Below are 23,146 nucleotides of genomic sequence, written 5' to 3'. Positions count from 1 at the left end.
GCGGCTCAGCCGGTGGCCAGCACGCGCAGCACGTCGGCCTCGTCCACGTCGGCCACTACCTCCGCGCGGCCGATGCCCCGCCACAGCACCAGGCGCAGGCGCCCGGCCACGTTCTTCTTGTCCAGCCGCATGCGCGCCAGCAGTGCCTCGGGCGCCAGGCCGGCCGGAATGGCAACCGGCAGCTCGTAGCGCAGCAGCAGCTCGCGCAGGTGGGTGGTGTCGTCGTCGTGGCTCATTCCCAGCTGGGCCGACAGCCGCGCAGCCAGCACCATGCCCACCGCCACCGCTTCGCCATGGTTGAGGTTGTCGTTGCCTGGCGCGCCGTAGCCCTGTTCGGTCTCGATCGCATGGCCAAAGGTGTGGCCCAGGTTCAGCAGCGCGCGCTCGCCGCGCTCGAGCGGATCGCGCGCGACGATCTCTGCCTTGTGTTCGCAGCTGCGCGCGATGGCCTGGGCCAGCGCCGCATCGTCGCCGGCCAGCAGCGCGGCGTGTTCGGCCTGCAGCCACTGGAAGAACAGCGGGTCGCGGATCGCGCCGTACTTGATCACTTCGGCCAGGCCGGCGCGTAGTTCACGCGACGGCAGGGTACGCAGCGCGGCGGTATCAGCGATCACCGCGCGCGGCGGGTGGAAGGCGCCCACCAGGTTCTTGCCTTCGGGAATGTCCACCGCGGTCTTGCCGCCGACCGACGAGTCGACCATCGCCAGCAGCGAGGTCGGCAGCTGCACGCAGTCCACCCCGCGCATCCAGCAGGCTGCGGCAAACCCGGCCAGGTCGCCGGCCACGCCGCCGCCCAGGGCCATCACGCACGCATCGCGGGTGGCGCCCAGCGATGCCAGCGCGGTGATCGCCGCGCCGAAGTTGGCCAGCGTCTTGGAGGCTTCGCCAGCCGGCAGCACCAGTTCGCCGATCAGCAGTCCGGGGCGTGCATCCAGCAGCGCCTGCTTGACCCCGGCCAGATACAGCGGGGCGACGGACGAATCGCTGAGCAGCAGCACGTGGCGGCCGCGCACGTGGTGCGCCAGCAGCTCGCCCTGGCCAAGCAGGCCCGGGCCGATATGGATGGTGTAGGGGGTGTCGCCGCCAACGGCGACGGTGCGGGGGGACGCGGTCATGCGGAAGGTTCCAGTCGCTGCCATTGCGAGGCCAGGCGCAGCACCAGCTGCGCGGTTGCCTCGCTGGGCGTGTACAGATCGGTATCGAGGGTAAGGTCGGCCAGGCCCTGGTACAGCGGATCGCGCAGGCTCGCCATCTCGTGCAGCACCTGCTCGCGGTCGGGCCGCTGCAGCAGGGGCCGGGCGCGGTCGCGCGCCAGCCGCTCCAGCTGCGCCGGCACGCTCACCCGCAGGTAGACCACGAAGCCACGCCGTGCGATCGCCTCGCGGTTGCCGGCATCGAGCACGGCGCCACCGCCGGTGGAGATCAGCTGCCCCTTCCCGGCCAGCAGCTGCTGCAGCACCTGGCGTTCGTGCTGGCGGAAGCCGGCCTCGCCCGAGTGCTCGAAGATGGTCGGAATACTGGCCCCGGCCGCGTCGACGATGGCCTGGTCGGCATCGATGAAGTCCAGCGTGAAGCGCTCGGCCAAGCGGCGGCCGATGCAGGTCTTGCCGGCGCCCATCGGGCCAATCAGGATCAGGTTCGGAGCGGGATTCATTACCCGGAATGCTAACACCTCCGTGTCGCCGCCTTTACGTCCGGGACCCCATGGTGGGCGGTGCGGAATGTCCCGCGCGCAGCCGGAGTACGCCCATGTCAGTGGCCAAAATCATCGAGATCAATGCCTCCTCGCCCACCAGCGTCGAAGACGCGGTCCGCAGCGGCCTGAAGAAGGTGTCCGAAACGGTCAAGGGCATCCAGGGGGCGTGGATCAACGAGACCAAGGTGGTCACCGACGGCCAGGGCAACATCACCGAGTGGCGGGTCAACCTGCGCGTGACCTTCCTGGTCAGCTGACGATCCGGCGCTGGTCATCCAGCACCACCACGCGGTCGGCCAGCGCCGGCAGCGTGCGCAGTGCCTGCCGGCTGACCCGCTCGTAGTACTGCACGAACCGTTCCAGCTGGGCGCGGCTCATGCTGCTGCGCTCGGGCTGGGCGGCCTGCAGGTTCTGCTCCTGCTGCCAGCGCCAGCGCGGCACCACCGCGAAATCCGGCGGCTGCAGGAACCACAGCCGGTCACAGCGCTGCCACAGCGCCGGATACTGTCCGGCAAGGGCCTGGTTGCACCAGCGGCGCCAGCGGCCATCGGCGTCGGCCTCACGTTCGAGCGCATTGAGCGGGGTGTCCAGTTCGCTGTCGGCCTGCGCCGGCGTGCCCAGGAACCAGCCTTCGAACACCAGCAGGTCCAGTGGTTCGTGACACTGCGCCCATTGCGCTTCCGGCACGCGTTCGTCGGCAAGCTTGTCAAAGCGCGGCAGCGCCACCGGCTGTCGCGCGGTGATCGCCTGCAGCGTGGCATGGGCAAGCGGCAGGTCATGCGTGCCGGGCGGCCCACGGGTCAGCAGCAGCGGGTGCACCTGCCGCGCCAGGCGTTGGCGTTGGGCACGGGTGAGGTAGAAGTCATCGATGGACACTGCCGCCGCGCGCAGCCCGCGTTCCTGGGCCAGGCCCACCACCTGGGCGGCCAGCGTCGATTTGCCGCTGCCCTGCAGGCCGCTGATCGCCAATACTGGCACCGTGGCCGTCACGGCCAACGCATCATCCAGCGCCTGCGCGACCAGTGCATCGGGGAAACCCTTGTTCCGGGGAATGTACGCAGCAACGGACATGCGGTGACAATAAACCCAAACCGAGCCGCAAAGAAGCCGACCATGACCGATCTCTACGCTGAAGCCCTGTCCACCTTCGCCGCGTTGTACGACGAAGCCAAAGGCAGCGCTGAAATCGAACCCAACGCAATGACCGTGGCCACCGCTACCGCCACGGGCGTCCCCTCGGCGCGAACGGTACTGCTGAAAGCCTTCGATGACCGCGGTTTCGTGTTCTACACGCATCTGGACAGCCACAAGGGCCGCGAGCTGCAGGCCAACCCGCACGCCGCGCTGCTGTTCCTGTGGCGCAGCCTGCGCGAGGCCGGCATCCAGGTGCGCATCGAAGGCACCGTGGAACAGGTCAGCAACGAAGAAGCCGACGCGTACTTTGCCTCGCGTCCGCGCCTGAGCCAGATCGGCGCGTGGGCGTCGCTGCAGTCACGCACGCTGGCCTCGCGCGAGGAATTCGATACGCGCGTGGCCACTGCCGAAGCCAGCTTCGCCGGCCGCGATGTTCCGCGGCCGGACGGCTGGAGCGGGCTGCGGGTGGTGCCGCGCCGGATCGAGTTCTGGTACGGCGCGCAGTTCCGCCTGCATGAGCGCTGGTGCTACGAGATCGATGCCGACGGGCAATGGTCCAAGCGCCTGCTGTACCCGTAAGCGTCGCTCAACCGACCACCGGCAGGGTCAATGCGCCGATCAGCGACGACATCGCCTTCTGCCGGGTGGTGATGGCCCCGACCGCTTCGAACAGCGCATACAGCTGGGCGCGCCGGGTTTCGGCATCGGCTGCCTGCGTGAACGCGTCCAGCGTGCTGGTATCGGGATTTTCGCGGCGTGTGGTGGCACCACCGATAGTGGTGGTGGGCTCGCGCTGCAGCCAGTAGCGCGCTTCCAGGGAAGGTACGGAACCGGGGTCGGTGAGCGCTTCGGCCAGCCGGTCCAGGTCGGCACCATGCGAATCCAGCAGCGCGGCCCACGTCTCAGCACGGGGCTGCGTGGCCGAACACAGGGACAGGTAGCGCATCAGCGGGCTGGTCAGCGTGCCTTCGCCCAGCCGGTCGTACCGGGTGAATTGGGTTGCGCGGTTGTGCTCCACACGAATCGTCGGTGCCAGCCCCGGCAGCACCGGCACGGGTACCGTCACGCCCAGCGACTGTGCGGTGCCGGTGGCCAGACGCACCGCATGCAGGTGGTTGCCACGCGCGGACGGGGGGAAGTCTGGATCGGTCTGGAAGGAAGGGCGGAAGAAGCGCACCAACAGCTGGCTGGTGCCGCTGAACCCAAGGTCGGCCGACAGCGGGGCGACCAATGCTTCGGCTTCGTGCAGGGGCAGCGCCCCCCACTCCGGCAACTGCCGCTCCACCTCGGACAGGATGGTGCCCAACGCGGGCGCGAGATGGGCAGCAACGGTCAGCTCCAGATAGTCGCCATTGCGCAGCGGATCCGGATCCTGGCGCACATGGCGTGCCACGCCGATCTCTCCGGTAGCGGTCAGCAACGGCAGCGATGCAGAGAGCGACAGGCTGCCGCGGGTGGTGGCGATGCGCTGGATCTGCTCGCGGAACGCATGCGTCGCCCGGTACACCCACGCGCGGTCGTGCGGCAGCGTGGTGTCATGGATGCGCCGCGCTTCGGACTGCACGCTGCGCTGCAGGCGGGCCCAACCTGCATGTTCTGCCGCTGCGCGGGTGTCCGGTGCCGGCACTGCCTGCAGCCAGGCGAGCGTGTCGAGCAGGGCGATCATCACCGGTTCGAGCGCTGCGGTGCTGCTGCCCCAGTCGCGTGCCAGCGAGGCCAGCGGCGCGCGGGCCTGGGCCGGCGCACGCAACGACAGGTCGGTCAGCGCCTTCAGGTGATCGAACGCGGCGCCGACATGTGCCACGGCCTTCTGTCGTTTCTCAATGGTGTCCGGGTCCCGCGGCGACGCCATGACCTGCTGGACGATCTGGAGCGCGTGCGAACGGGGCTGGTTGCCCACCAGATGCGCCACGCGCGCTTCCAGAACGGAGCGGATGCCGGGATCTTTGCTGGCAGGCAGGCCGTCTTCGCCGAGCTCGGTGAGCCGGGTCGGCAGCGCCGCCCGCAGTACCGTGCGGTTGGCCGCAGCGGTGGCGCCGAGCTGGCCCAGCCCATAGCCGGCACTGGCGGCCAGCGCGCCGCCATGGGTGGTCATGCCGGCGGTGATCAACAGGCCGCGCTTGCCGAATGCCAGAGGCTGCGCCACGGCCTGTTTGCCGAGCAGGACCGGCAGCGTCGACTGCAAGGCCATCGCGCGGCTGGTGCGCTCGTCGTAGCGGTCGCGACGTGGCTCGGTCACGCGCTTGAACGCGCGCTGCAGGACGTTGCCGCCCAACCGGCGGGCGACCGATGCATGCGCCAGGCGCAGCACGCGGGTGCGCATCGACATGGAGATGTCCGCATCGCCTTCGGTCGAGTAGCCGCTCAGTCTGCCTTCCACGCCTACCCCGGGACCGACGGTGGCCTGGACACTGGCTTCAGCACTTACCGTCGCGCTGCGGATGGTGGCGACCGTCAGGTCGTCGAAGGTGGCCACGCTGGATTCCTGGCGTGCACCGGCCGCCGCGCCGGCATGCACGCCGCTGGGCAACCCGAAGCGCACGCCCAGCATGCCGCCGGTGCCGGCGCTGCGCTGCGAACCCGGCAGCGCGTTGATGCGTTCTCGCTCGGTGTGGCGTGCGATCTGCTCGTGCAGCATCGCCTCGGCGCGTGCTGCGCGGGTCAGGTCGTACAGCGCCGCCCGCAGTGCCTTCTGCCGTTCGGGGACATGGCGGCCGTTGGGCAGGCGCTTGATCGCACGCAGCAGCGCGCTGCTCTGCTTGCGGGCCAACGGCTCGCGTGGGTCCAGGTCCAGCGCGTCCAGTGCGTTGGCAACATCCGCAGGCGCTTCGGCGCGGCACTGCGCCAGCAGGGCATGGATCTGGCCGCTGAGCACCACCAGTGCATCCTCGGTGGGGCCGGGGGCGCTGGGTGCATCGTCCCGCTCGGGGTCGGTGTTGGACGCTGACGCGGGCATCCGCGATACGCGGGCGGGTGCGGGCTGCGGCCGGTTCGCGTGGTTGCTGATACCGGTCAGCGGGATGGCCCGGGTCGGGCCCGCCGCGGCATCGCGCGGCCTGCGCAGGGCCAGCGCGGTGGTGCGGGCGACGAGGCTGGAAAGGGGCCTGGCGTGAGTGGCTGGGAACATGCAGTGTCCTCGGTGGTGGGCGGATCCTCGCTCTGGAACCTAGCCGTGCGGCGGGCCGTTGGACATTGCCGTGTTCGCAGACAGTTCACCCGGGGTTTCCGTTGATGAACCTCCTGTGCGGGCCATCGAAACGTTCTTCCTCTTGACCTCATCGATGGCGTGTATCGGTCCTCGTGCATCGGAATCGGGCGGCAAGGCCTGGTATGGCGGGAAATCCGGGCATCAAACCGCCCGATGCGACCGGCGCGCTGATGTCGCGGCAGGACGCATGCGATCCACCGCCATGTCCCGCGCTGTCAGTTCCTGCCCATGCAGCAGACGAAATGATGAACATGTCGCACAACCGGATATCCGCATTTGGCTTTAGGAGTTTCCCTAATGCGTTGTCGGTTGAAGCCTGCTCTGCGTATCAGGGATGTCGTTGCAGGCGCGGGATGCGCGAAACGCGGTCAGCGGCGTTGGTCAAACGGGGTGCCGCAGCCAACGCCACAGCGTCGTGCGCGATACGCCCAGCTGTGCGGCCAGCTGCTCCCGGTTGCCCTGATGTTCGATCAGCCACTGGTGCAGGGTTGCCGGCGAGGGGCGTGCGGGCGCAGGCCCGGCATGCAACGTGGCGCTGTCGGCCATGACAGCGCCGCCCGTGGCCGGCAGCAGTTCGGGCAGCCATGAGTGCAGCTGTGCCAGGCCCAATGCCCCCTGGTCGATCCGCCAGTGGATGCGCAGGCGGTCAACCAGGTTGCGAAGTTCGCGCACGTTGCCCGGCCAGGCATACCCGCACAGGCGCTCGGTGGCGGCCGCATCCAGCGGCGAAGGGCGCTGGCCCAACTGCTGGAAGAAGTGCTCCAGCAGCATCGGCACGTCCTGCGGGCGCTCGCGCAGGGTAGGGAGTGCGATCCGCAGTGCGGCGAGGCGGTAATAGAGGTCGCGCCGGAAGCGCTGCGCCTCCACCAGCGATTCCAGCGTCTGCAGGGTGGCCGCCACCACGCGCACATCCACCGGGGTAGGTTCGGTCGCACCCACCCGTAGCACTTCGCGCTCTTCCAGGACCCGCAACAGACGCGTCTGCAGCGGCAACGGCAGCTCGCCGATTTCGTCCAGGAACAACGTGCCGCCATCGGCAGCTTCAACCAGGCCGACCCGCCCACCACGCCGTGCGCCGGTGAAGGCGCCCTCGGTGTAGCCGAACAGTTCCGCTTCCAGCAGCGATTCACTGATTGCCCCGCAGTTGAGCGCCACGAAGCGGCCGCCGCGGCCACTGGCGGCGTGCAGCTGCCGGGCGACCAGCTCCTTGCCGGTGCCGGTGGCGCCGGTGACCAGCACGGTGCTGTCGTGCGGGGCATACAAGGCAATGCGCTCGCGCACCTGCTGCATCGAAGGGCTTTCGCCGAGCAGGCGGTGCTCGGTGGGGCGCGAGCGGGCAGGGGCACGCCGGCGCGGTGCGGCCACGCCGGAGCGGGCCAGGGTCTGGGTCAGTTCCAGTGCGTGTTCGAAGGCCTGGCGCACCGAATCGGCCGAGTACAGCAGCACGCCGGGCAGGCCGACGCGTTCGGCGTGGTCGATGGCCATGCCGGTGCCGACGATCACCTCGATGCCGTTGGCACGCATGTCGGCGATGCAGTCGCGCGCATCTTCGCGGGTGACGAAGCGGCGGTGTTCGATATCCAGCCCGAAGCTGTGCTGGAAGCTGCCGAAACTCGGCACATCGGTGGCGTGGGTGACCAGCCCGATCCTGGATGCGATCCGCCGCGCCCGGGCCAGTGCTTCCATCAGGTCGAAGCCGTTGGCCTGGATCGGTACCAGTGGTACCTCCAGGCGGCTGCGCAGGTAGGCGGCGTTGGAGCCGCCCGCAATGACCACATCGCAATGCTCGCGACGCAGGCGCTGGCCGATCACGTCCACCGCCTCTTCAAAACCGAGGTTGATGGGGACGATGCGCGCGCGGCGGTCGAACTCCGGGATGACGTCGCCGAGCAGGCCGGTCAGGCGCGACACGCTCACCGTCCAGATCACCGGCAGGGCGCCGGGATCCAGGTCGGGCAGGCGAGGGCGGGGCAGGCGGATGGACATCGTCGGGTACCGTGTTTCAGTTCCATCCATGTTACATCCGTTTCAATGTTTCAAAGTGAAACAAGTCGTTACAGCAGCCAAGCCTGTGGAATCAATCACTTGCGAGTTGGCACGCGCCTTGCGCCTGTTACCCGACAACCACGATGGAATGTTGCCCATGAACACCCCTGTTTCCTCCGCCGGCGCCCGTTTCCGCGCCGCGCTGGCCGCCGAATCGCCCCTGCAGGTGATCGGGGCGATCAACGCCAACCACGCCCTGCTGGCGCAGCGCGCCGGCTACCGTGCCATCTACCTGTCCGGCGGCGGCGTCGCGGCCGGCTCGCTGGGCCTGCCCGACCTGGGCATCAACACCCTGGAAGATGTGCTGATCGACGTGCGCCGCATCACCGATGTGTGCGACCTGCCGCTGATGGTCGACATCGACACCGGCTTTGGCCCCAGCGCGTTCAACATCGCGCGCACGGTCAAATCGCTGATCAAGGCCGGCGCAGCCGCCTGCCATATCGAGGACCAGGTCGGCGCCAAGCGCTGCGGGCATCGGCCGGGCAAGGAAATCGTCACTCAGGGCGAGATGGTGGACCGGGTCAAGGCTGCGGCCGATGCGAAGACCGATCCGGATTTCTTCCTGATCGCGCGCACCGACGCCATTCAGGTGGACGGCGTGGATGCGGCAATCGAGCGCGCCATCGCCTGCGTGGAGGCCGGTGCCGACGGCATCTTCGCCGAGGCCGCCTACGACCTGGCCACCTACCGCCGCTTCGTGGACGCAGTGAAGGTGCCGGTACTGGCCAACATCACCGAATTCGGCAAGACCCCGCTGTTCAGCCGCGATGAACTGGCCTCGGCCGGCGTGGCCATCCAGCTGTTCCCGCTGTCGGCGTTCCGTGCGGCCAACAAGGCTGCCGAGAACGTGTATGAGACCATTCGCCGCGACGGCCACCAGAAGAACGTGGTGGACAGCATGCAGACGCGCGAGGAACTGTACGACCGTATCGGCTACCACGCCTTCGAGCAGCAGCTCGATGCGCTGTTCGCCGCCAAGAAGTAACGTCGCACCATTGTTTTCTGGAGGGATCATGAGCGAAGCAACCACCGCCCCCGGCTTCAAGCCGAAGAAGTCCGTCGCCCTGTCGGGCACCGCCGCCGGCAACACCGCCCTGTGCACCGTCGGCCGCAGCGGCAACGACCTGCATTACCGCGGCTATGACATCCTGGACCTGGCCAACACCAGCGAGTTCGAGGAAATCGCCCACCTGCTGGTGCACGGCAAGCTGCCCACCCGCGCCGAGCTGGTCGCCTACAAGGCCAAGTTGAAGTCGCTGCGCGGCATCCCGGCCGCGGTCAAGGCCGCGCTGGAAGAACTGCCGCCGTCGGCGCACCCGATGGATGTGATGCGCACCGGCGTTTCCGTGCTGGGCTGCGTGTCGCCGGAAAAAGACGACCACAACCACCCCGGTGCCCGCGACATCGCCGACAAGCTGATGGCCTGCCTGGGCTCGATGCTGCTGTACTGGTACCACTGGAGCCACAACGGCCGCGCGATCGACGTGGAGACCGACGACGATTCCATCGGTGGCCACTTCCTGCACCTGCTGCACGGCGAGAAGCCGCAGGATTCGTGGGTGAAGGCGATGCACACGTCGCTGATCCTGTACGCCGAGCACGAGTTCAACGCCTCGACCTTCACCTGCCGCGTCATCGCCGGCACCGGCAGTGACATGTACAGCTGCATCACCGGCGGCATCGGCGCGCTGCGCGGGCCGAAGCACGGCGGCGCCAATGAAGTGGCGTTCGAAGTGCAGAAGCGCTACGACTCCCCGGACGAAGCCGAGGCCGACATCAAGGCCCGCGTCGAGCGCAAGGAAGTGGTGATCGGCTTCGGCCATCCGGTCTACACCGTCAGTGATCCGCGCAACAACGTGATCAAGGACGTGGCCCGCGAGCTGTCCAGCGAGCAGCAGAACCTGAAGATGTACGACATCGCCGAGCGCCTGGAATCGGTGATGTGGGACATCAAGAAGATGTTCCCGAACCTGGACTGGTTCAGCGCCGTCAGCTATCACATGATGGGCGTGCCGACCGCGATGTTCACCCCGTTGTTCGTGATCGCCCGCACCTCGGGCTGGAGCGCACACGTGATCGAGCAGCGCATCGACGGCAAGATCATCCGCCCCAGCGCCAACTACACCGGCCCGGAAGACCAGGCCTTCGTGCCGATCGACCAGCGCCGCTGAACGAAGGGCCGGCCCACGGGCCGGCCTTTCCGCATTTCCCGCACGGCCCGCCAAACAGAAGCAGCTACCGCCAGCCATGAACACTGATTACCGCAAGACCCTGCCCGGCACCGCGCTGGACTATTTCGATACCCGCGCCGCAGTCGATGCGATTGCCCCGGGTGCCTATGCCACGCTGCCGTACACCTCGCGCGTGCTGGCCGAAAACCTGGTGCGTCGCTGTGACCCGACCACCCTGGAGGCCTCGCTGCGGCAGCTGATCGAGCGCCGCCAGGACCTGGATTTCCCGTGGTACCCGGCCCGCGTGGTGTGCCACGACATCCTTGGCCAGACCGCGCTGGTCGACCTGGCCGGCCTGCGCGACGCCATTGCCGATGCCGGTGGCGACCCGGCCCAGATCAACCCGGTGGTACCCACCCAGCTGATCGTGGATCACTCGCTGGCGGTGGAATACCCGGGCTTCGACAGGGCCGCGTTCGAGAAGAACCGCGCCGTCGAGGACCGCCGCAACGAAGACCGCTTCCACTTCATCAACTGGACCAAGAAGGCGTTCAAGAACGTAGATGTGATTCCGCCAGGCAACGGGATCATGCACCAGATCAACCTGGAGAAGATGTCGCCGGTGATCCAGGTGCGCGATGGCGTGGCCTTCCCCGATACCTGCGTGGGTACCGACAGCCACACCCCGCACGTGGACGCGCTGGGCGTGATCGCCATCGGCGTCGGCGGCCTGGAAGCGGAGAACGTCATGCTCGGCCGCGCCTCGTGGATGCGCCTGCCGGACATCATTGGTGTCGAGCTGACCGGTCGCCCGCAGCCGGGCATCACCTGTACCGACCTGGTGCTGGCGCTCACCGAGTTCCTGCGCAGGGAGCGCGTGGTGGGGGCGTGGATCGAGTTCTACGGTGAAGGCGCCACCGCGCTGACCATCGGCGACCGCGCCACCATCTCCAACATGACCCCGGAGTTCGGCGCCACGGCGGCGATGTTCTCCATCGACCAGCAGACCCTGGACTACCTGCGCCTGACCGGCCGCGAAGAGGCCCAGGTGCAGCTGGTGGAAACCTACGCCAAGGTGACCGGCCTGTGGTCGGACGACCTGGGCCAGGTGCGCTACGAGCGCGTGCTGCAGTTCGACCTGTCCAGCGTGGTGCGCAACATGGCCGGCCCATCCAACCCGCACAAGCGCGTGGCCACCAGCGAACTGGCCGCGCGCGGCATTGCCGACGAAGCCAAGCTGGCCTCCGGCAAGCTCGAGCAGGAGCAGGGGCTGATGCCTGACGGCGCGGTGATCATCGCGGCCATTACCAGCTGCACCAACACCAGCAACCCGCGCAACGTGATTGCGGCGGCGTTGCTGGCGCGCAACGCCAACCGTGCCGGGCTGAGCCGCAAGCCGTGGGTGAAGAGCTCGCTGGCGCCCGGTTCCAAGGCCGTCCAGTTGTACCTGGAAGAGGCCGGCCTGATCGGCGACCTCGAACAGATGGGCTTCGGCATCGTCGGCTTTGCCTGCACCACCTGCAACGGCATGAGCGGTGCGCTGGATCCGAAGATCCAGCAGGAGGTGATCGACCGCGACCTGTACGCCACCGCCGTGCTGTCGGGCAACCGCAACTTCGACGGACGCATCCATCCGTATGCCAAGCAGGCGTTCCTGGCCTCGCCGCCGCTGGTGGTGGCCTACGCCATTGCCGGCACGGTGCGCTTCGATATCGAAAAGGATGCGCTGGGCTTCCGCGACGACGGCAGCGCGATCACCCTGAAGGACCTGTGGCCGAGCGATGCCGAGATCGACGCGGTGGTGGCTGCCAGCGTCAAGCCGGAACAGTTCCGCCAGGTCTATGAGCCGATGTTCACCTTCAAGGTCGAACACGGCGCGCCGATCAGCCCGCTGTACGACTGGCGCCCGCAGAGCACCTACATCCGCCGCCCGCCGTACTGGGAGGGCGCGTTGGCCGGCGAGCGCGGGCTGACCGGGATGCGTGCACTGGCGGTGCTGGGCGACAACATCACCACCGACCACCTGTCGCCGTCCAACGCGATCCTGGCCAGCAGCGCCGCCGGTGAGTACCTGGCGAAGATGGGCCTGCCCGAGGAGGACTTCAATTCCTACGCGACCCATCGCGGCGACCACCTCACCGCGCAGCGTGCCACCTTCGCCAACCCCAAGCTGATCAATGAAATGGCCGTGGTCGATGGCCAGGTCAAGCAGGGTTCGCTGGCGCGCATCGAACCGGAAGGCAAGGTCACCCGCATGTGGGAGGCGATCGAAACCTACATGGAGCGAAAGCAGCCGCTGATCATCATCGCCGGCGCCGATTACGGCCAGGGCAGCTCGCGCGACTGGGCGGCCAAGGGCGTGCGCCTGGCCGGCGTGGAAGCCATCGCCGCCGAGGGCTTCGAACGCATCCACCGCACCAACCTGATCGGCATGGGCGTACTCCCGCTGGAGTTCAAGCCGGGCGTGAACCGGCTGTCGCTGGGCATCGACGGTACCGAAACCTTCGACGTGGTCGGTGAGCGCGTGCCGCGCGCCGAGCTGACCCTGGTGATCAACCGCCGCGACGGCGAACAGCTGCGGGTGCCGGTCACCTGCCGCCTGGACACCGCAGAAGAAGTCTCGATCTACGAAGCGGGCGGGGTATTGCAGCGTTTTGCGCAGGACTTCCTGGAATCCTCGCAGGTGGCGTGAAATCCTGTCGGTCCGACCGAAGCTGAAGGATGAATGGGGGTGCGCTTGCAGCCGTGTGGCTGTAGGCGCACCATCCATGGCAAGAATTGCCATAGGAGGCCCCCATGGCCACGATGAACATCTCGCTCAGTGACCCGCTCAAGCAGTTTGTCGACGAAGAAGTCAGCGAAGGCGGCTACTCCAGTACCTCCGACTACGTGCGTGACCTGATCCGCCAGCGTCAGCGGAGCAAATCGGAAGACCTGCTCCGCAAGTTGGTTGCAGAGGGCCTTGCCTCAGGAACCGCAGAGCTGCTGGAAGCCGATCATTTCAATCGCATGCGAGAGCGGGCCAAGGAGCGCAGCGGGAAATGAAGCCCTCCCGTTGGTATCCACGCGCGCTCCAGGACGCCGACGAGGCGGCCCAGTGGTTCGCCGGCGCAGGCGGAACGGCGCTGGAACTGGCTTTCATCGATGCACTTCAGGCAGCCGTTGAACTGTTGGAGCGGCACCCGGAAGCAGGCTCGACCCGACACGATGGTGTCCTGGATCTTCCTGAAGGATCGCTACGCTTCCTTCCCATTCGTCGTTTTGATGACTACCTCATCTACTACATAGCATTGGCCGACCACATCCGTGTCGTCAGGATCTGGAATGCACGTCGCGGCCTTGATGCCTTATTGGATACGCAATGACCTATCTTCCCCAACTCCGCATTCCCGCCACCTACATGCGCGGTGGCACCAGCAAGGGTGTGTTCTTCCGCCAGCAGGACCTGCCTTTTGCCGCGCAGGTCCCAGGTCCGGCGCGTGATGCGCTGCTGATGCGCGTGATCGGTTCGCCCGATCCCTATGGCAAGCACACCGACGGCATGGGCGGGGCGACGTCCAGCACCAGCAAATGCGTGATCATTTCGGCGCCATCGGTGCCCGACCATGATGTGGATTACCTCTACGGGCAGGTCTCCATCGACACCGCGTTCGTGGATTGGAGCGGCAACTGCGGCAACCTCAGCACCGCCGTAGGCCCCTTCGCGATCAGCAACGGTTTCATCGATCCGACCCGCGTTCCACGCAATGGCATCTGCACGGTGCGGATCTGGCAGGCCAACATCGGCAAGACCATCCTCGCCCACGTGCCGGTGGTGGACGGGCAGGTGCAGGAAATCGGCGACTTCGAACTGGACGGGGTGACCTTCCCGGCCGCTGAGATCGCGCTGGAGTTCCTCGATCCGTCCGACGACGAAGGCGAGGGCGGTTCGATGTTTCCCACCGGCAACCTGGTCGACACGCTGGACGTGCCCGGCGTGGGCAGCTTCCAGGTGACGATGATCACCGCTGGCATTCCCACCATCTTCCTCAACGCGGCGGACCTGGGCTACACCGGTACCGAGCTGCAGCCGGCGATCAACGAGGACAAGGCCGCGCTGGCCCGGTTCGAGGCGATCCGCGCACACGGCGCGGTGCGCATGGGCCTGATCGACAGCATCGACCGGGCTGCCACCCGCCAGCACACGCCCAAAGTTGCGTTCGTCGCCCCGGCGCAGGACTACGTGTCCTCCAGTGGCAGGCAGATCGCGGCGGGCGACATCGACCTGCATGCCCGCGCGCTGTCGATGGGCAAGCTGCACCACGCCATGATGGGTACCGCGGCGGTGGCCATCGGCACGGCTGCCGCCATTCCGGGCACGCTGGTGAACCTGGCGGCTGGCGGGGGCGAGCGCGGCGCGGTGACGTTCGGGCATCCATCGGGAACCCTGCGTGTGGGCGCGGAGGCGGCGCAGGTCGATGGCCAGTGGATCGTGACCAAGGCGATCATGAGTCGCAGCGCACGGGTGCTGATGGAAGGCGCGGTAAGGGTCCCGGCCGGGACCGTCTGACCGCCCGGTACGCGCCACCTGGGACACGCATGGCGTGTCGCTACGCCGATTCGCGCACTGCGTGCATGCCCTGGGTCGCGTAGGGACACGCCATGCGTGTCCAGGCAGCCCGTAACGCCCGGGTGCATAATGAAGCCCTTGTTCAAGGAGCGACATATGGCAACGGTCGGGCGGTGGGGCTGGAAAGGAATCCTGGGGATGGCGCTGGTCGCCGGCCTGGCACTGGGGATCGGCGGCTGCAAGCGCAACGACAGCGGCCAGCTGCCGACGCCGTCGGGCGCGCCGATTGCCGCCAAGGCCGAAGCCGTCAGCGAGTTCACCCTGGTACGCGCCTTCCCCGACCAGAAGAGTGATGGTCTGTCGCTGGCCCTCGAGTTCTCGCGGCCGCTGGTCGGCACCCAGGACTTCGACAAACTGGTCCGCTTCGGCGAAAAGGTCGGCACCGAGGACAGCAGCTGGACCCTGTCCGACGACGGCAAGACCCTGCGCTACCCGTTCGTCGAGGCGGCCAAGGAGTACACCCTGATCGTCTCGCCGGACCTGCTGGCCGCCGACGGCAGCCGCATCGGCAAGGAGCTGCGCCAGAAGGTCTTCAGCGGTGAGCTCAAGCCGGTGGCTGGCTTCGCCTCGCAGGGCAGCGTGCTGCCGGCACGCGAAAGCCGCGGCCTGCCGGTGGTGTCGGTCAACGTGAAGGAAGTGGACGTGGAGTTCCTGCGCGTGCGCGGCAAGGAACTGTCCAGCTTCTTCAGCCAGTACCAGCGCGGCGGCCGCCGTGGCAGCTGGGAGCTGGACAGCGAATACGGCGACAAGACCCCGATGTCGCAGCTGGCCGAGCCGGTCTACGTCAACCGCTTCGTGCTGGGCGGCAAGCAGAACGAGCGCGTGCTGACCTACCTCCCCACCCAGGACATCAAGGAACTGCAGGAGCCGGGCCTGTACTTCGCGGTGATGAAGCGCAGCGGCTCGTTCGACAGTGAGTTCGACACCGCCTTCTTCACCGTCAGCGACATCGGCCTGCACACCCGCGCCTACAAGGACACCCTGTTCGTGCACACCGCCTCGCTGCAGAGCGGCGCGGCGCTGAAGAAGATCGACCTGCGCATCATCGACGCCAAGGGCGAGGTGGTGCTCAAGGGCAGCACCGACGGCAACGGCAACGCGCTGCTCAACTACACCCTGGATGCGGGCCATGTGCTGATTGCCAGCAGTGGTGCGGATACCTCGATGCTGCCGTTCAACCAGCCGGCGCTGGACCTGAGCGAGTTTGCCGTGTCCGGCCGGGACAACGCGTGGTTCGACGTGTTCGCCTGGTCCGGCCGCGATTTGTACCGCCCCGGCGAAACCGTGCGCATTTCCGCACTGCTGCGCGACAACGACGGTAAGCCGGTCAGCGGCCCTGGCAAGGGCGGGCAGCCGGTGTTCCTGCGCCTGAAGCAGCCTGACGGCAAGACCTTCCGCGAAACCCGCCTGCAACCGGGCGAGCAGGGCTACCTGAGCTTCGAACAGACCATCCCGGTGGAAGCGCCGACCGGGCGCTGGCAGGTGGAGTTCCGCACCAACCCGGCCAGCAAGGAGGCGATCCAGGGCATGACCCTGCGGATCGAGGAGTTCCTGCCCGAGCGCATGAAGCTGGACCTGGACAGCCCGCAGAAGACCCTCAAGCCGGGCGAGCCGCTCAAGCTGCAGGCCGATGCGGCCTACCTGTACGGTGCGCCGGCCGATGGCAACCGCTTCACCGCGCGACTGGCGGTGGCGGCCGAGCAGTCGCCGGTGGAATCGCTGCCGGGCTACTTCTTCGGCGACCCGACCCTGGAACTGCCGCGCGAAGCGCGCGATGTGATCGATACCGAGTTCCCCGCCGACGGCACGCTGCGCCAGGACGTGGAGCTGCCGGCCGAGGTCAAGGCCAGCGCGCCGGTGGCGGTGGTGCTGTCGGGCAGCGTGTATGAAACCGGCGGCCGCACGGTCAGTCGCACCCTGAAGCGGGTGCTGTGGCCGGCCCCGGTGCTGGTCGGCGTGCGCCCGCTGTTCAACCCCGAAGACGGCGCCGATGCGAACAGCAACGCGCGCTTTGAAGTCCTGCGCGTGGATGCGGCCGGCAAGCCGCAGCCCGGCAAGGGCCTGAAGGTCACCCTGGTGCGCGAGCTGCGTGACTACCACTGGACCTTCAACGACAACCGTTGGGATTACGACTTCAGCCGCCGCTTCGAGAACAAGGAAAGCCGCACCCTGGACGCCGGCAGCGCGGCGGTGGGCGTGGACTTCCCGGTGGAATGGGGCGAGTACCGCCTGGATGTGTTCGACCCGGCCACCGGGCTGACCAGCCGTTACCCGTTCCACGCCGGCTGGAGCTGGAACGACGAAAACCGCGGCCTGGATGCACGCCCGGACAAAATCAAGCTGGGCCTGGACAAGACCGGCTACAAGGCCGGCGACAAGGTCCGCGTCACCGTCACCCCGCCACACGCCGGCAAGGGCGTGCTGATGGTTGAAAGCGACAAGATGCTGTACGTGCAGGAGATCGACGCCAAGCCGGGCAGCACCTTCGACATTCCGGTCACCGCCGAGTGGGAGCGCCACGATGTCTACATCACCGCGCTGGTGTTCCGCGGTGGCAGTGCGCCGAGCAAGATCACCCCGGCCCGCGCGGTCGGCGTGGTGCACGTGCCGATGGACCGCAAGGCGCGCCAGATCGCGGTCGGCCTTTCCGCCCCCAAGCAGATGCGGCCGGAGCAGACCCTGCCGGTGACGGTGAGCGCGCCGCAGCTGGCGGGCAAGCTGGCGCATGTCACGGTGTCGGCGGTGGACGTGGGCATCCTCAACATCACCCGCTTCCCGGTGCCCGATGCGGCCGGCCACTTCTTCGCCCAGCGTCGCCTTGGCGTGGATGCCTACGACATCTACAGCCGGGTGATCGAAAGCTTCGATGGCAGCAGCGGCAAACTGAAGTTCGGTGGTGACATGGCCCTGGCCGCGTTGCCGCAGGCCAAGCGCCCCACCGCGCGGGTGCAGACCGTGGACCTGTTCTCGGGCCCGGTGAAACTGGATGCCAAGGGCATTGCCCGGATCGCGTTGAAGGTGCCGGATTTCAACGGCACCCTGCGCGTGTCCGCACTCGTCTACGGCGATGACCAGTACGGCAAGCGCGACGTGGAAACCGTGGTGCGTGCACCGATCCTGGCCGAAGCCAGCATGCCGCGCGTGCTGGCCCCGGGCGACCGCAGCACGGTCACCCTGGACGTGCAGAACTTCACCGGCAAACCGGGCGAGTTCAACGTGCAGGTCGATGGGATCGGCCCGCTGACCCTCGGCGAGCCCAGCCGGGCGCTCAAGCTCAACGCCGATGCCAAGAGCACGCTCAGCTTCCCGCTGGTGGCGCGCGAAGGCTACACGGTGGCCAAGGTGCGGGTGCGGGTGGAAGGCAACGGCTTCAAGGTCGACCGCCGCTATGACCTGCCGGTACGCGCGGCGTGGCCGCAGGTGCTGCGCGCGCAGACCCGTACGCTGGACCCGCTGGCCGACGTGGAGCTGGGCGCCGGCCTGGCCGATGGCCTGATGAGCGATTCGGTCACCGCGCGCATGCTGGTCAGCGCGCTGCCGCCGATTCCCTTCGCCAGTGCGCTCGACGGTGCGCTGAAGTATCCGTATGGCTGCGCCGAGCAGACCACCAGCAAGGGCTACGCCGCACTGATGCTGGACGAAGCCACCTCGGCCATGCTCGGTGCCGATGGGCTGGATGCCAGGACCCGCCGCGAACGCATGGAAGGCGCGTTCGGTCGCCTGGCCTCGATGCAGGTGGCCAACGGCAACTTCTCGATGTGGGGCGACGACGGCTACGTCAACCCGTGGCTGACCCCCTACATCGCCGAGTTCCTGCTCGATGCCAAGGACGCCGGCTTCGCCGTGCCCCACGGCGTGCTGCAGAAGGCGCTCAACCGGCTCAGCGAGGACCTGCTGTCCGGCGGCAACCAGTTCTACGGCGAGGACCGCCGCGAGAACCTGAAGTTCGCCAACCAGGCGTATTCGGGCTACGTGCTGGCGCGGGTCAACCGGGCTCCGCTGGGTACCCTGCGCGCGCTGTACGACAACGAACGCAGCAAGTCGCTCACCGGCCTGTCGCTGGTGCACCTGGGTATCGCGCTGTCGCTGCAGGGTGACCACAAGCGGGGCGATGCGGCCATTGCGGCCGGTTTCGCCAAGCCCAGCAGCGAGCGCCCGCAGTACTTCGGCGATTACGGCAGCGCGGTGCGCGATGATGCGTTGATGATCGCGCTGCTGCACGAGCGCAAGCTGTCCAAGCCCGCCTACGACGCACGCGCGGTGGAACTGGGCCGCGCGCTGGATGCCCGCCGCAACAACGGCTGGATGTGGCTGAGTACGCAGGAACAGGTGGCCATCGCCCGCCTGGGCAAGGCGCTGGCGGCCAACCAGGCCAGGCGGGTATCCGGCGAGCTGGCCGTCGGGGGCGAAGTGGAAGCGATTGCCGCGCGCCGCATGTTCGGCCGCAGTTTCGACTACGCCGCACTGGCCAAGGGCGTGCGGTTCAGCCCCAAGGGCGAGCCGCCGATGTTCGCCAGCCTGGAAGTGGCGGGCATTCCGCGCACCGCGCCGGAACCGGACAGCCGCACCCTCGGCGTGGAACGCAGCTGGTTCACCACCGACGGCAAGCCGTGGACCCCGCGTGCGCTGAAGGAAGGCGAAGCACTGATCGTGCGGGTCAGCGTGACCCCGAACGTGGACATGCCCGACGCGCTGCTGACCGACCTGCTGCCGGCCGGGCTGGAGATCGAGAACTTCAACCTGGGCGATGCCAAGCAGTGGGCCGACGTGGTGGTCGATGGACTGCGCGTGGAAGACCGTGGCGAGGCGGCCACGCTGCGCCATGAGGAGTTCCGCGACGACCGCTACGTGGCCGCGCTCAAGCTCTCGCGTGGCAGCACCGCCAAGGTGTTCTACCTGGTGCGTGCGGTCACCCCCGGCACCTACACGGTGCCCCCGCCGCTGGTCGAGGACATGTACCGGCCCGACCTGCGCGGGGTGGGGCGCAGCAACCCGACCACGCTGACGGTGGTCCAGCCGTGACCCAGGGCGGGCCCCGGCCGACGCCGGGGCCCGCGATGCCGGCCGTACTGCAATGACGACCCTTCGCTCCCGACTGCACTGGAACCGCTGGCGTCCCTGGCTGTGGCCGGTGCTGCGCTGGGGCACGGCCGCGCTGCTGGCTCTGCTGCTGGTGCTGGACCTGGCGTTCCCGCCGCCGTTGCCCCGGCAGCGCGATACCAGCACGCTGGTGGTAGCCGGCGACGGCACGCCGTTGCGTGCATTTGCCGACGCCGATGGCGTATGGCGTTACCCGGCGTCGGCCAGCAGCGTGTCGCCGCTGTACCTGCAGGCCCTGCTGAACTACGAAGACCGCTGGTTCTGGCGGCACCCCGGGGTCAACCCGTGGGCGTTGCTGCGGGCCGGCAAGCAGTGGCTGCTGGAACGACGGATCGTGTCCGGTGGCTCCACCCTCACCATGCAGGTGGCCCGCATCCTCGACCCGCACACGCGCACCCCGTGGGGCAAGGCCAAGCAGCTGCTGCGCGCGGTGCAGCTGGAACTGCACCTGGACAAGGCGCAGATCCTGGCGCTGTACCTGGAGCGCGCACCCTACGGCGGCACCATCGAAGGCGTGGAAGCGGCCAGCTGGGCGTACCTGGGCAAGCCGGCAGCGCAGCTGTCGCATGCCGAGGCCGCGCTGCTGGCGGTGTTGCCGCAGTCACCCAGCCGGCTGCGCCCGGACCGCCACCCGGAGGCGGCACAGGTTGCGCGCGACAAGGTGCTTGAGCGCATGGTGGCGCTCGGGGTATGGACACGCGAGGAAGTGGACGACGCCCGTATCGAAGCGGTGGTGACCCGCGCGCTGCAGCCGCCGCTGCATGCGGCGCTGCTGGCGCAGCGCCTGCATGCCGCGCAGCCGCGCGCCGCGCGCATCCAGAGCACGCTGGACAGCGGGCTGCAGCGCACCCTGGAAGAGCGCGTGGCGTCGTATTTCTCGCAGCTGCCCGAACGCACCTCGGCGGCCCTGCTGGTGGTGGACAACCGCACGCTGGAGGCGCGTGCCTACGTCGGGTCGGTGGCGTTCGGTGACAAGCAGCGGCTGGGTCACGTGGACATGGTCCAGGCCTGGCGTTCGCCGGGCTCCACGCTCAAGCCGTTCCTGTATGGCATGGCGATCGACGACGGCCTGATCCATTCCGAAAGCCTGATGGTGGATGCGCCGCAGAGTTTTGCCGGGTATCGCCCCGGCAACTTCGATGCAGCGTTCAATGGCCCGGTGAGCGCCGCTACCGCGTTGCGGTTGTCGCTCAACGTACCGGCGGTGGACCTGCTGGACCGGGTCGGCTCGGCACGTTTCGCCGCACGCCTGTCGCATGCCGGCATCACCCTGCGCTTCCCGCACGGCAGCGCGCCGAACCTGTCGCTGATCCTGGGCGGCACCGGTGCGCGGCTGGAGGATCTGGTTGGCACGTTCGCCGCGTTCAACCGCAACGGCATCGCCGGCCGCGTGCGCTACACGCCCGATGATGCTGTGATCGAACGGCGGCTGATGTCACCGGGCGCCGCATGGATCACCCGCGAAGTACTTGAATCCAACCCGCGCCCGGGCTATGGCGCCGGTACGTTCGACGTGACCGGGCGCCCGCGCGTTGCCTGGAAAACCGGCACCAGCTACGGCTATCGCGATGCCTGGGCGATCGGCACGACCCGCCACTACACCGTGGGCGTGTGGGTGGGGCGACCGGACGGCACGCCGTTGCCGGGCCAGTACGGCGCGGTGACCGCATTGCCGCTGATGTTCGAAGTGGTGGACAGCCTGCCGCGCCAGCGTGGCGATGCGGCGGCGGCACCGCTGCCGGCCAACGTCACCCAGGCCGAGGTGTGCTGGCCGACCGGCGAACGCGCCGAGGCCACGCCGCCGGCACTGTGTCAGCGACGCCTGCAGGCGTATGTGCTCGATGATGTGGTACCGCCCACGTTCGCCGAACGCGACGCGCGGCTGTGGCAGGCGGGGCGGCAGGCCTTCGACGTGGACGCACGCACCGGCCTGCGGCTGTCACCGGAATGCAGCGAACCGCACGAGGCCCAGCGCCGTGAAATAGCGCGGTGGCCGGCGCTGGTGTCGCCGTGGCTGCCACTGGCCCAGCGCCAGGCCGCGCAGCTGCCGGCGCTGTCGCCGGATTGCCGCGATGATGGCCGCAGCAGTGCGGGCAGCCTGCATATCGAGGGCCTCAACGACCGCGCAACGCTCGCACGCGCGCCCAATGCCGAACACGGCGTGCGCCTGCAGCTGCGTGCGCTGGGCAGTGAGCACGCGGTGGACTGGTTGCTGGATGACCGCTGGATCGCGCGCAGCGAAGGCGCGCGCAGCTTCCAGCGGGATTTCGACGAAGCGGGCGAGCACACCCTCACCGCGCTCGCCGCCGATGGTGCCTGGACCCAGGTGCGGTTCCGGATCCTCCGGTAACCGTCATTCCCGGGGGTAGACGGCCAATACCGAACAGCCGGGGCGGGCGAAGCGTGGGGTGTGGGCGCGTTGATCGCCGCCCTCGCCGTCGTTGACCAGGCCATTGTCGGCCATGACGATGCGGTCGCCCGGGTTGCCGCAGATCAACCCGTTCTGGAAACCGGACTGGAAGTCCACGGCGGTGGCGCCCTCCAGGATGCTGCAGCTGCTGCCCAGCTCCAGGTGGTAGTAGCGATGACCGCCGTTCTTGTTCGGATTGGTTTCCACCACCACGCCCTTGGGATCTTCGCTCCAGCCGCGCACGTTGCGGGTGGCGAAGCAGAACTCGGGCGAGCCTTGGAAGGCCTGGGCCCGGTTGCTGCGCGCTGATCTGGCCGTCACATTGACTGTCGGCAGGGTCGCCGCGTACTGGCGGCTGCTCTCGCGGGCGGCTTCGGCGAAGCTGCGGTTGTCCATCAGCCCGACCGCCGCCACCGCGCAGGTGCGGCCGTCGACCACCAGTCGCTCACCGGGGCTGCCACAGGCCCAGCCATCGGGTGCGTCCAGCCGGACCTGTTCGGCCTCGTTGACACCGGGGCAGGCATCGGTGAACTCCAGCCGGTACGCCTGGCCATTGGCGCCCAGCACGGCGATGGCGGCAGGGCTGGCCTGCTCGACCTGGCGTACGCCACGTGCATCCAGGCAGTGCGGCGAAGGCGGCGAGCGCTCGCCCGCCGCTGGGGCGGGCTGAGCGAAGGCCCCGGCAGAGGCCAGCAGGGCAAGCACAAGCGGGGCAGAACGGCGGGCAATGGTCACGATGCATTCCTTGCAAGGAGGACGTCGCCGACCT

Annotated in this window: 16 protein-coding genes; 10 read left to right on the top strand and 6 right to left on the bottom strand. The window is 68.2% G+C overall.

The features are described from left to right. Positions 1-5: 5 nt before the first annotated feature. The gene (aroB, locus tag SOM39_RS03730; RefSeq protein WP_320457511.1) at positions 6-1,115 is read right to left on the bottom strand and encodes a 3-dehydroquinate synthase; all 1,110 of its coding nucleotides are present in this window, start codon (positions 1,113-1,115) and stop codon (positions 6-8) included. Next, positions 1,112-1,654: a shikimate kinase gene (locus SOM39_RS03725; RefSeq protein ID WP_320457510.1), complete on the bottom strand. Its 543-nt coding sequence runs from the start codon at positions 1,652-1,654 to the stop codon at positions 1,112-1,114. The genes aroB and SOM39_RS03725 overlap by 4 nt, the downstream gene beginning before the upstream one ends. Before the next feature lie 95 nt (positions 1,655-1,749). Here SOM39_RS03725 and SOM39_RS03720 point away from each other — a divergent pair, with 95 nt between their 5' ends. After that, a complete protein-coding gene (locus tag SOM39_RS03720; RefSeq protein WP_068853673.1) occupies positions 1,750-1,953 on the top strand; it encodes a dodecin family protein in 204 nt (67 codons plus the stop codon). Here SOM39_RS03720 and SOM39_RS03715 read toward each other — a convergent pair. Further along, complete coding sequence (locus SOM39_RS03715) at positions 1,946-2,767, bottom strand: kinase (RefSeq protein ID WP_320457509.1); 822 nt, start codon at positions 2,765-2,767, stop codon at positions 1,946-1,948. The two genes, SOM39_RS03720 and SOM39_RS03715, sit on opposite strands and share 8 nt — an antisense overlap. Before the next feature lie 3 nt (positions 2,768-2,770). Between SOM39_RS03715 and pdxH the strand changes: the two genes are divergently transcribed. Beyond that, positions 2,771-3,409, top strand: coding sequence for a pyridoxamine 5'-phosphate oxidase (gene pdxH, locus SOM39_RS03710; protein ID WP_414715841.1), 639 nt, complete (start codon positions 2,771-2,773; stop codon positions 3,407-3,409). Between the two features lie 7 nt (positions 3,410-3,416). On the opposite strand, the gene SOM39_RS03705 is transcribed toward pdxH, so the two are convergent. Both SOM39_RS03705 and prpR read right to left on the bottom strand, forming a co-directional pair. Continuing rightward, positions 3,417-5,957 (bottom strand): hypothetical protein, encoded by a 2,541-nt coding sequence (locus tag SOM39_RS03705; protein WP_320457508.1) that lies wholly within the window; start codon positions 5,955-5,957, stop codon positions 3,417-3,419. 462 nt (positions 5,958-6,419) lie between these two features. Then, positions 6,420-8,018, bottom strand: a complete 1,599-nt coding sequence (gene prpR / locus SOM39_RS03700) for a propionate catabolism operon regulatory protein PrpR (protein ID WP_414715856.1) — start codon at positions 8,016-8,018, stop codon at positions 6,420-6,422. Positions 8,019-8,172: 154 nt separating this feature from the next. Here prpR and prpB point away from each other — a divergent pair, with 154 nt between their 5' ends. The 8 genes from prpB (at position 8,173) to pbpC (ending at position 22,317) form a co-directional block, all read left to right on the top strand. Further along, a complete protein-coding gene (gene prpB, locus SOM39_RS03695) occupies positions 8,173-9,072 on the top strand; it encodes a methylisocitrate lyase (protein WP_320457506.1) in 900 nt (299 codons plus the stop codon). Positions 9,073-9,100: 28 nt separating this feature from the next. Next, entirely contained in the window at positions 9,101-10,258 is a 1,158-nt protein-coding gene (gene prpC, locus SOM39_RS03690; protein ID WP_068853668.1) for a bifunctional 2-methylcitrate synthase/citrate synthase, read from the top strand. Between the two features lie 76 nt (positions 10,259-10,334). Next, positions 10,335-12,950, top strand: a complete 2,616-nt coding sequence (gene acnD / locus SOM39_RS03685; protein WP_320457505.1) for a Fe/S-dependent 2-methylisocitrate dehydratase AcnD — start codon at positions 10,335-10,337, stop codon at positions 12,948-12,950. Between the two features lie 104 nt (positions 12,951-13,054). Continuing rightward, positions 13,055-13,303, top strand: a complete 249-nt coding sequence (locus SOM39_RS03680; RefSeq protein WP_217537386.1) for a type II toxin-antitoxin system ParD family antitoxin — start codon at positions 13,055-13,057, stop codon at positions 13,301-13,303. Further along, complete coding sequence (locus SOM39_RS03675; RefSeq protein WP_095364394.1) at positions 13,300-13,623, top strand: type II toxin-antitoxin system RelE/ParE family toxin; 324 nt, start codon at positions 13,300-13,302, stop codon at positions 13,621-13,623. Before SOM39_RS03680 ends, SOM39_RS03675 begins: the two co-directional genes overlap by 4 nt. Further along, positions 13,620-14,807 (top strand): 2-methylaconitate cis-trans isomerase PrpF, encoded by a 1,188-nt coding sequence (gene prpF, locus SOM39_RS03670; RefSeq protein ID WP_320457504.1) that lies wholly within the window; start codon positions 13,620-13,622, stop codon positions 14,805-14,807. Before SOM39_RS03675 ends, prpF begins: the two co-directional genes overlap by 4 nt. Before the next feature lie 198 nt (positions 14,808-15,005). Continuing rightward, positions 15,006-19,889, top strand: a complete 4,884-nt coding sequence (locus tag SOM39_RS03665; RefSeq protein WP_414715840.1) for an alpha-2-macroglobulin family protein — start codon at positions 15,006-15,008, stop codon at positions 19,887-19,889. Positions 19,890-19,941: 52 nt separating this feature from the next. Next, positions 19,942-22,317, top strand: coding sequence for a penicillin-binding protein 1C (gene pbpC, locus SOM39_RS03660; protein WP_320457502.1), 2,376 nt, complete (start codon positions 19,942-19,944; stop codon positions 22,315-22,317). A gap of 3 nt (positions 22,318-22,320) precedes the next feature. Here pbpC and SOM39_RS03655 read toward each other — a convergent pair whose 3' ends face one another. After that, on the bottom strand, positions 22,321-23,112 hold the full coding sequence (locus SOM39_RS03655; RefSeq protein ID WP_320457501.1) for a hypothetical protein: 792 nt from the start codon (positions 23,110-23,112) through the stop codon (positions 22,321-22,323). Positions 23,113-23,146: the final 34 nt, after the last annotated feature.

Source organism: Stenotrophomonas sp. CFBP8994, from assembly GCF_034044835.1.
Classification (GTDB): Bacteria; Pseudomonadota; Gammaproteobacteria; order Xanthomonadales; family Xanthomonadaceae; genus Stenotrophomonas; species Stenotrophomonas rhizophila_A.
This window is presented reverse-complemented; position numbering and strand designations above follow the sequence as displayed.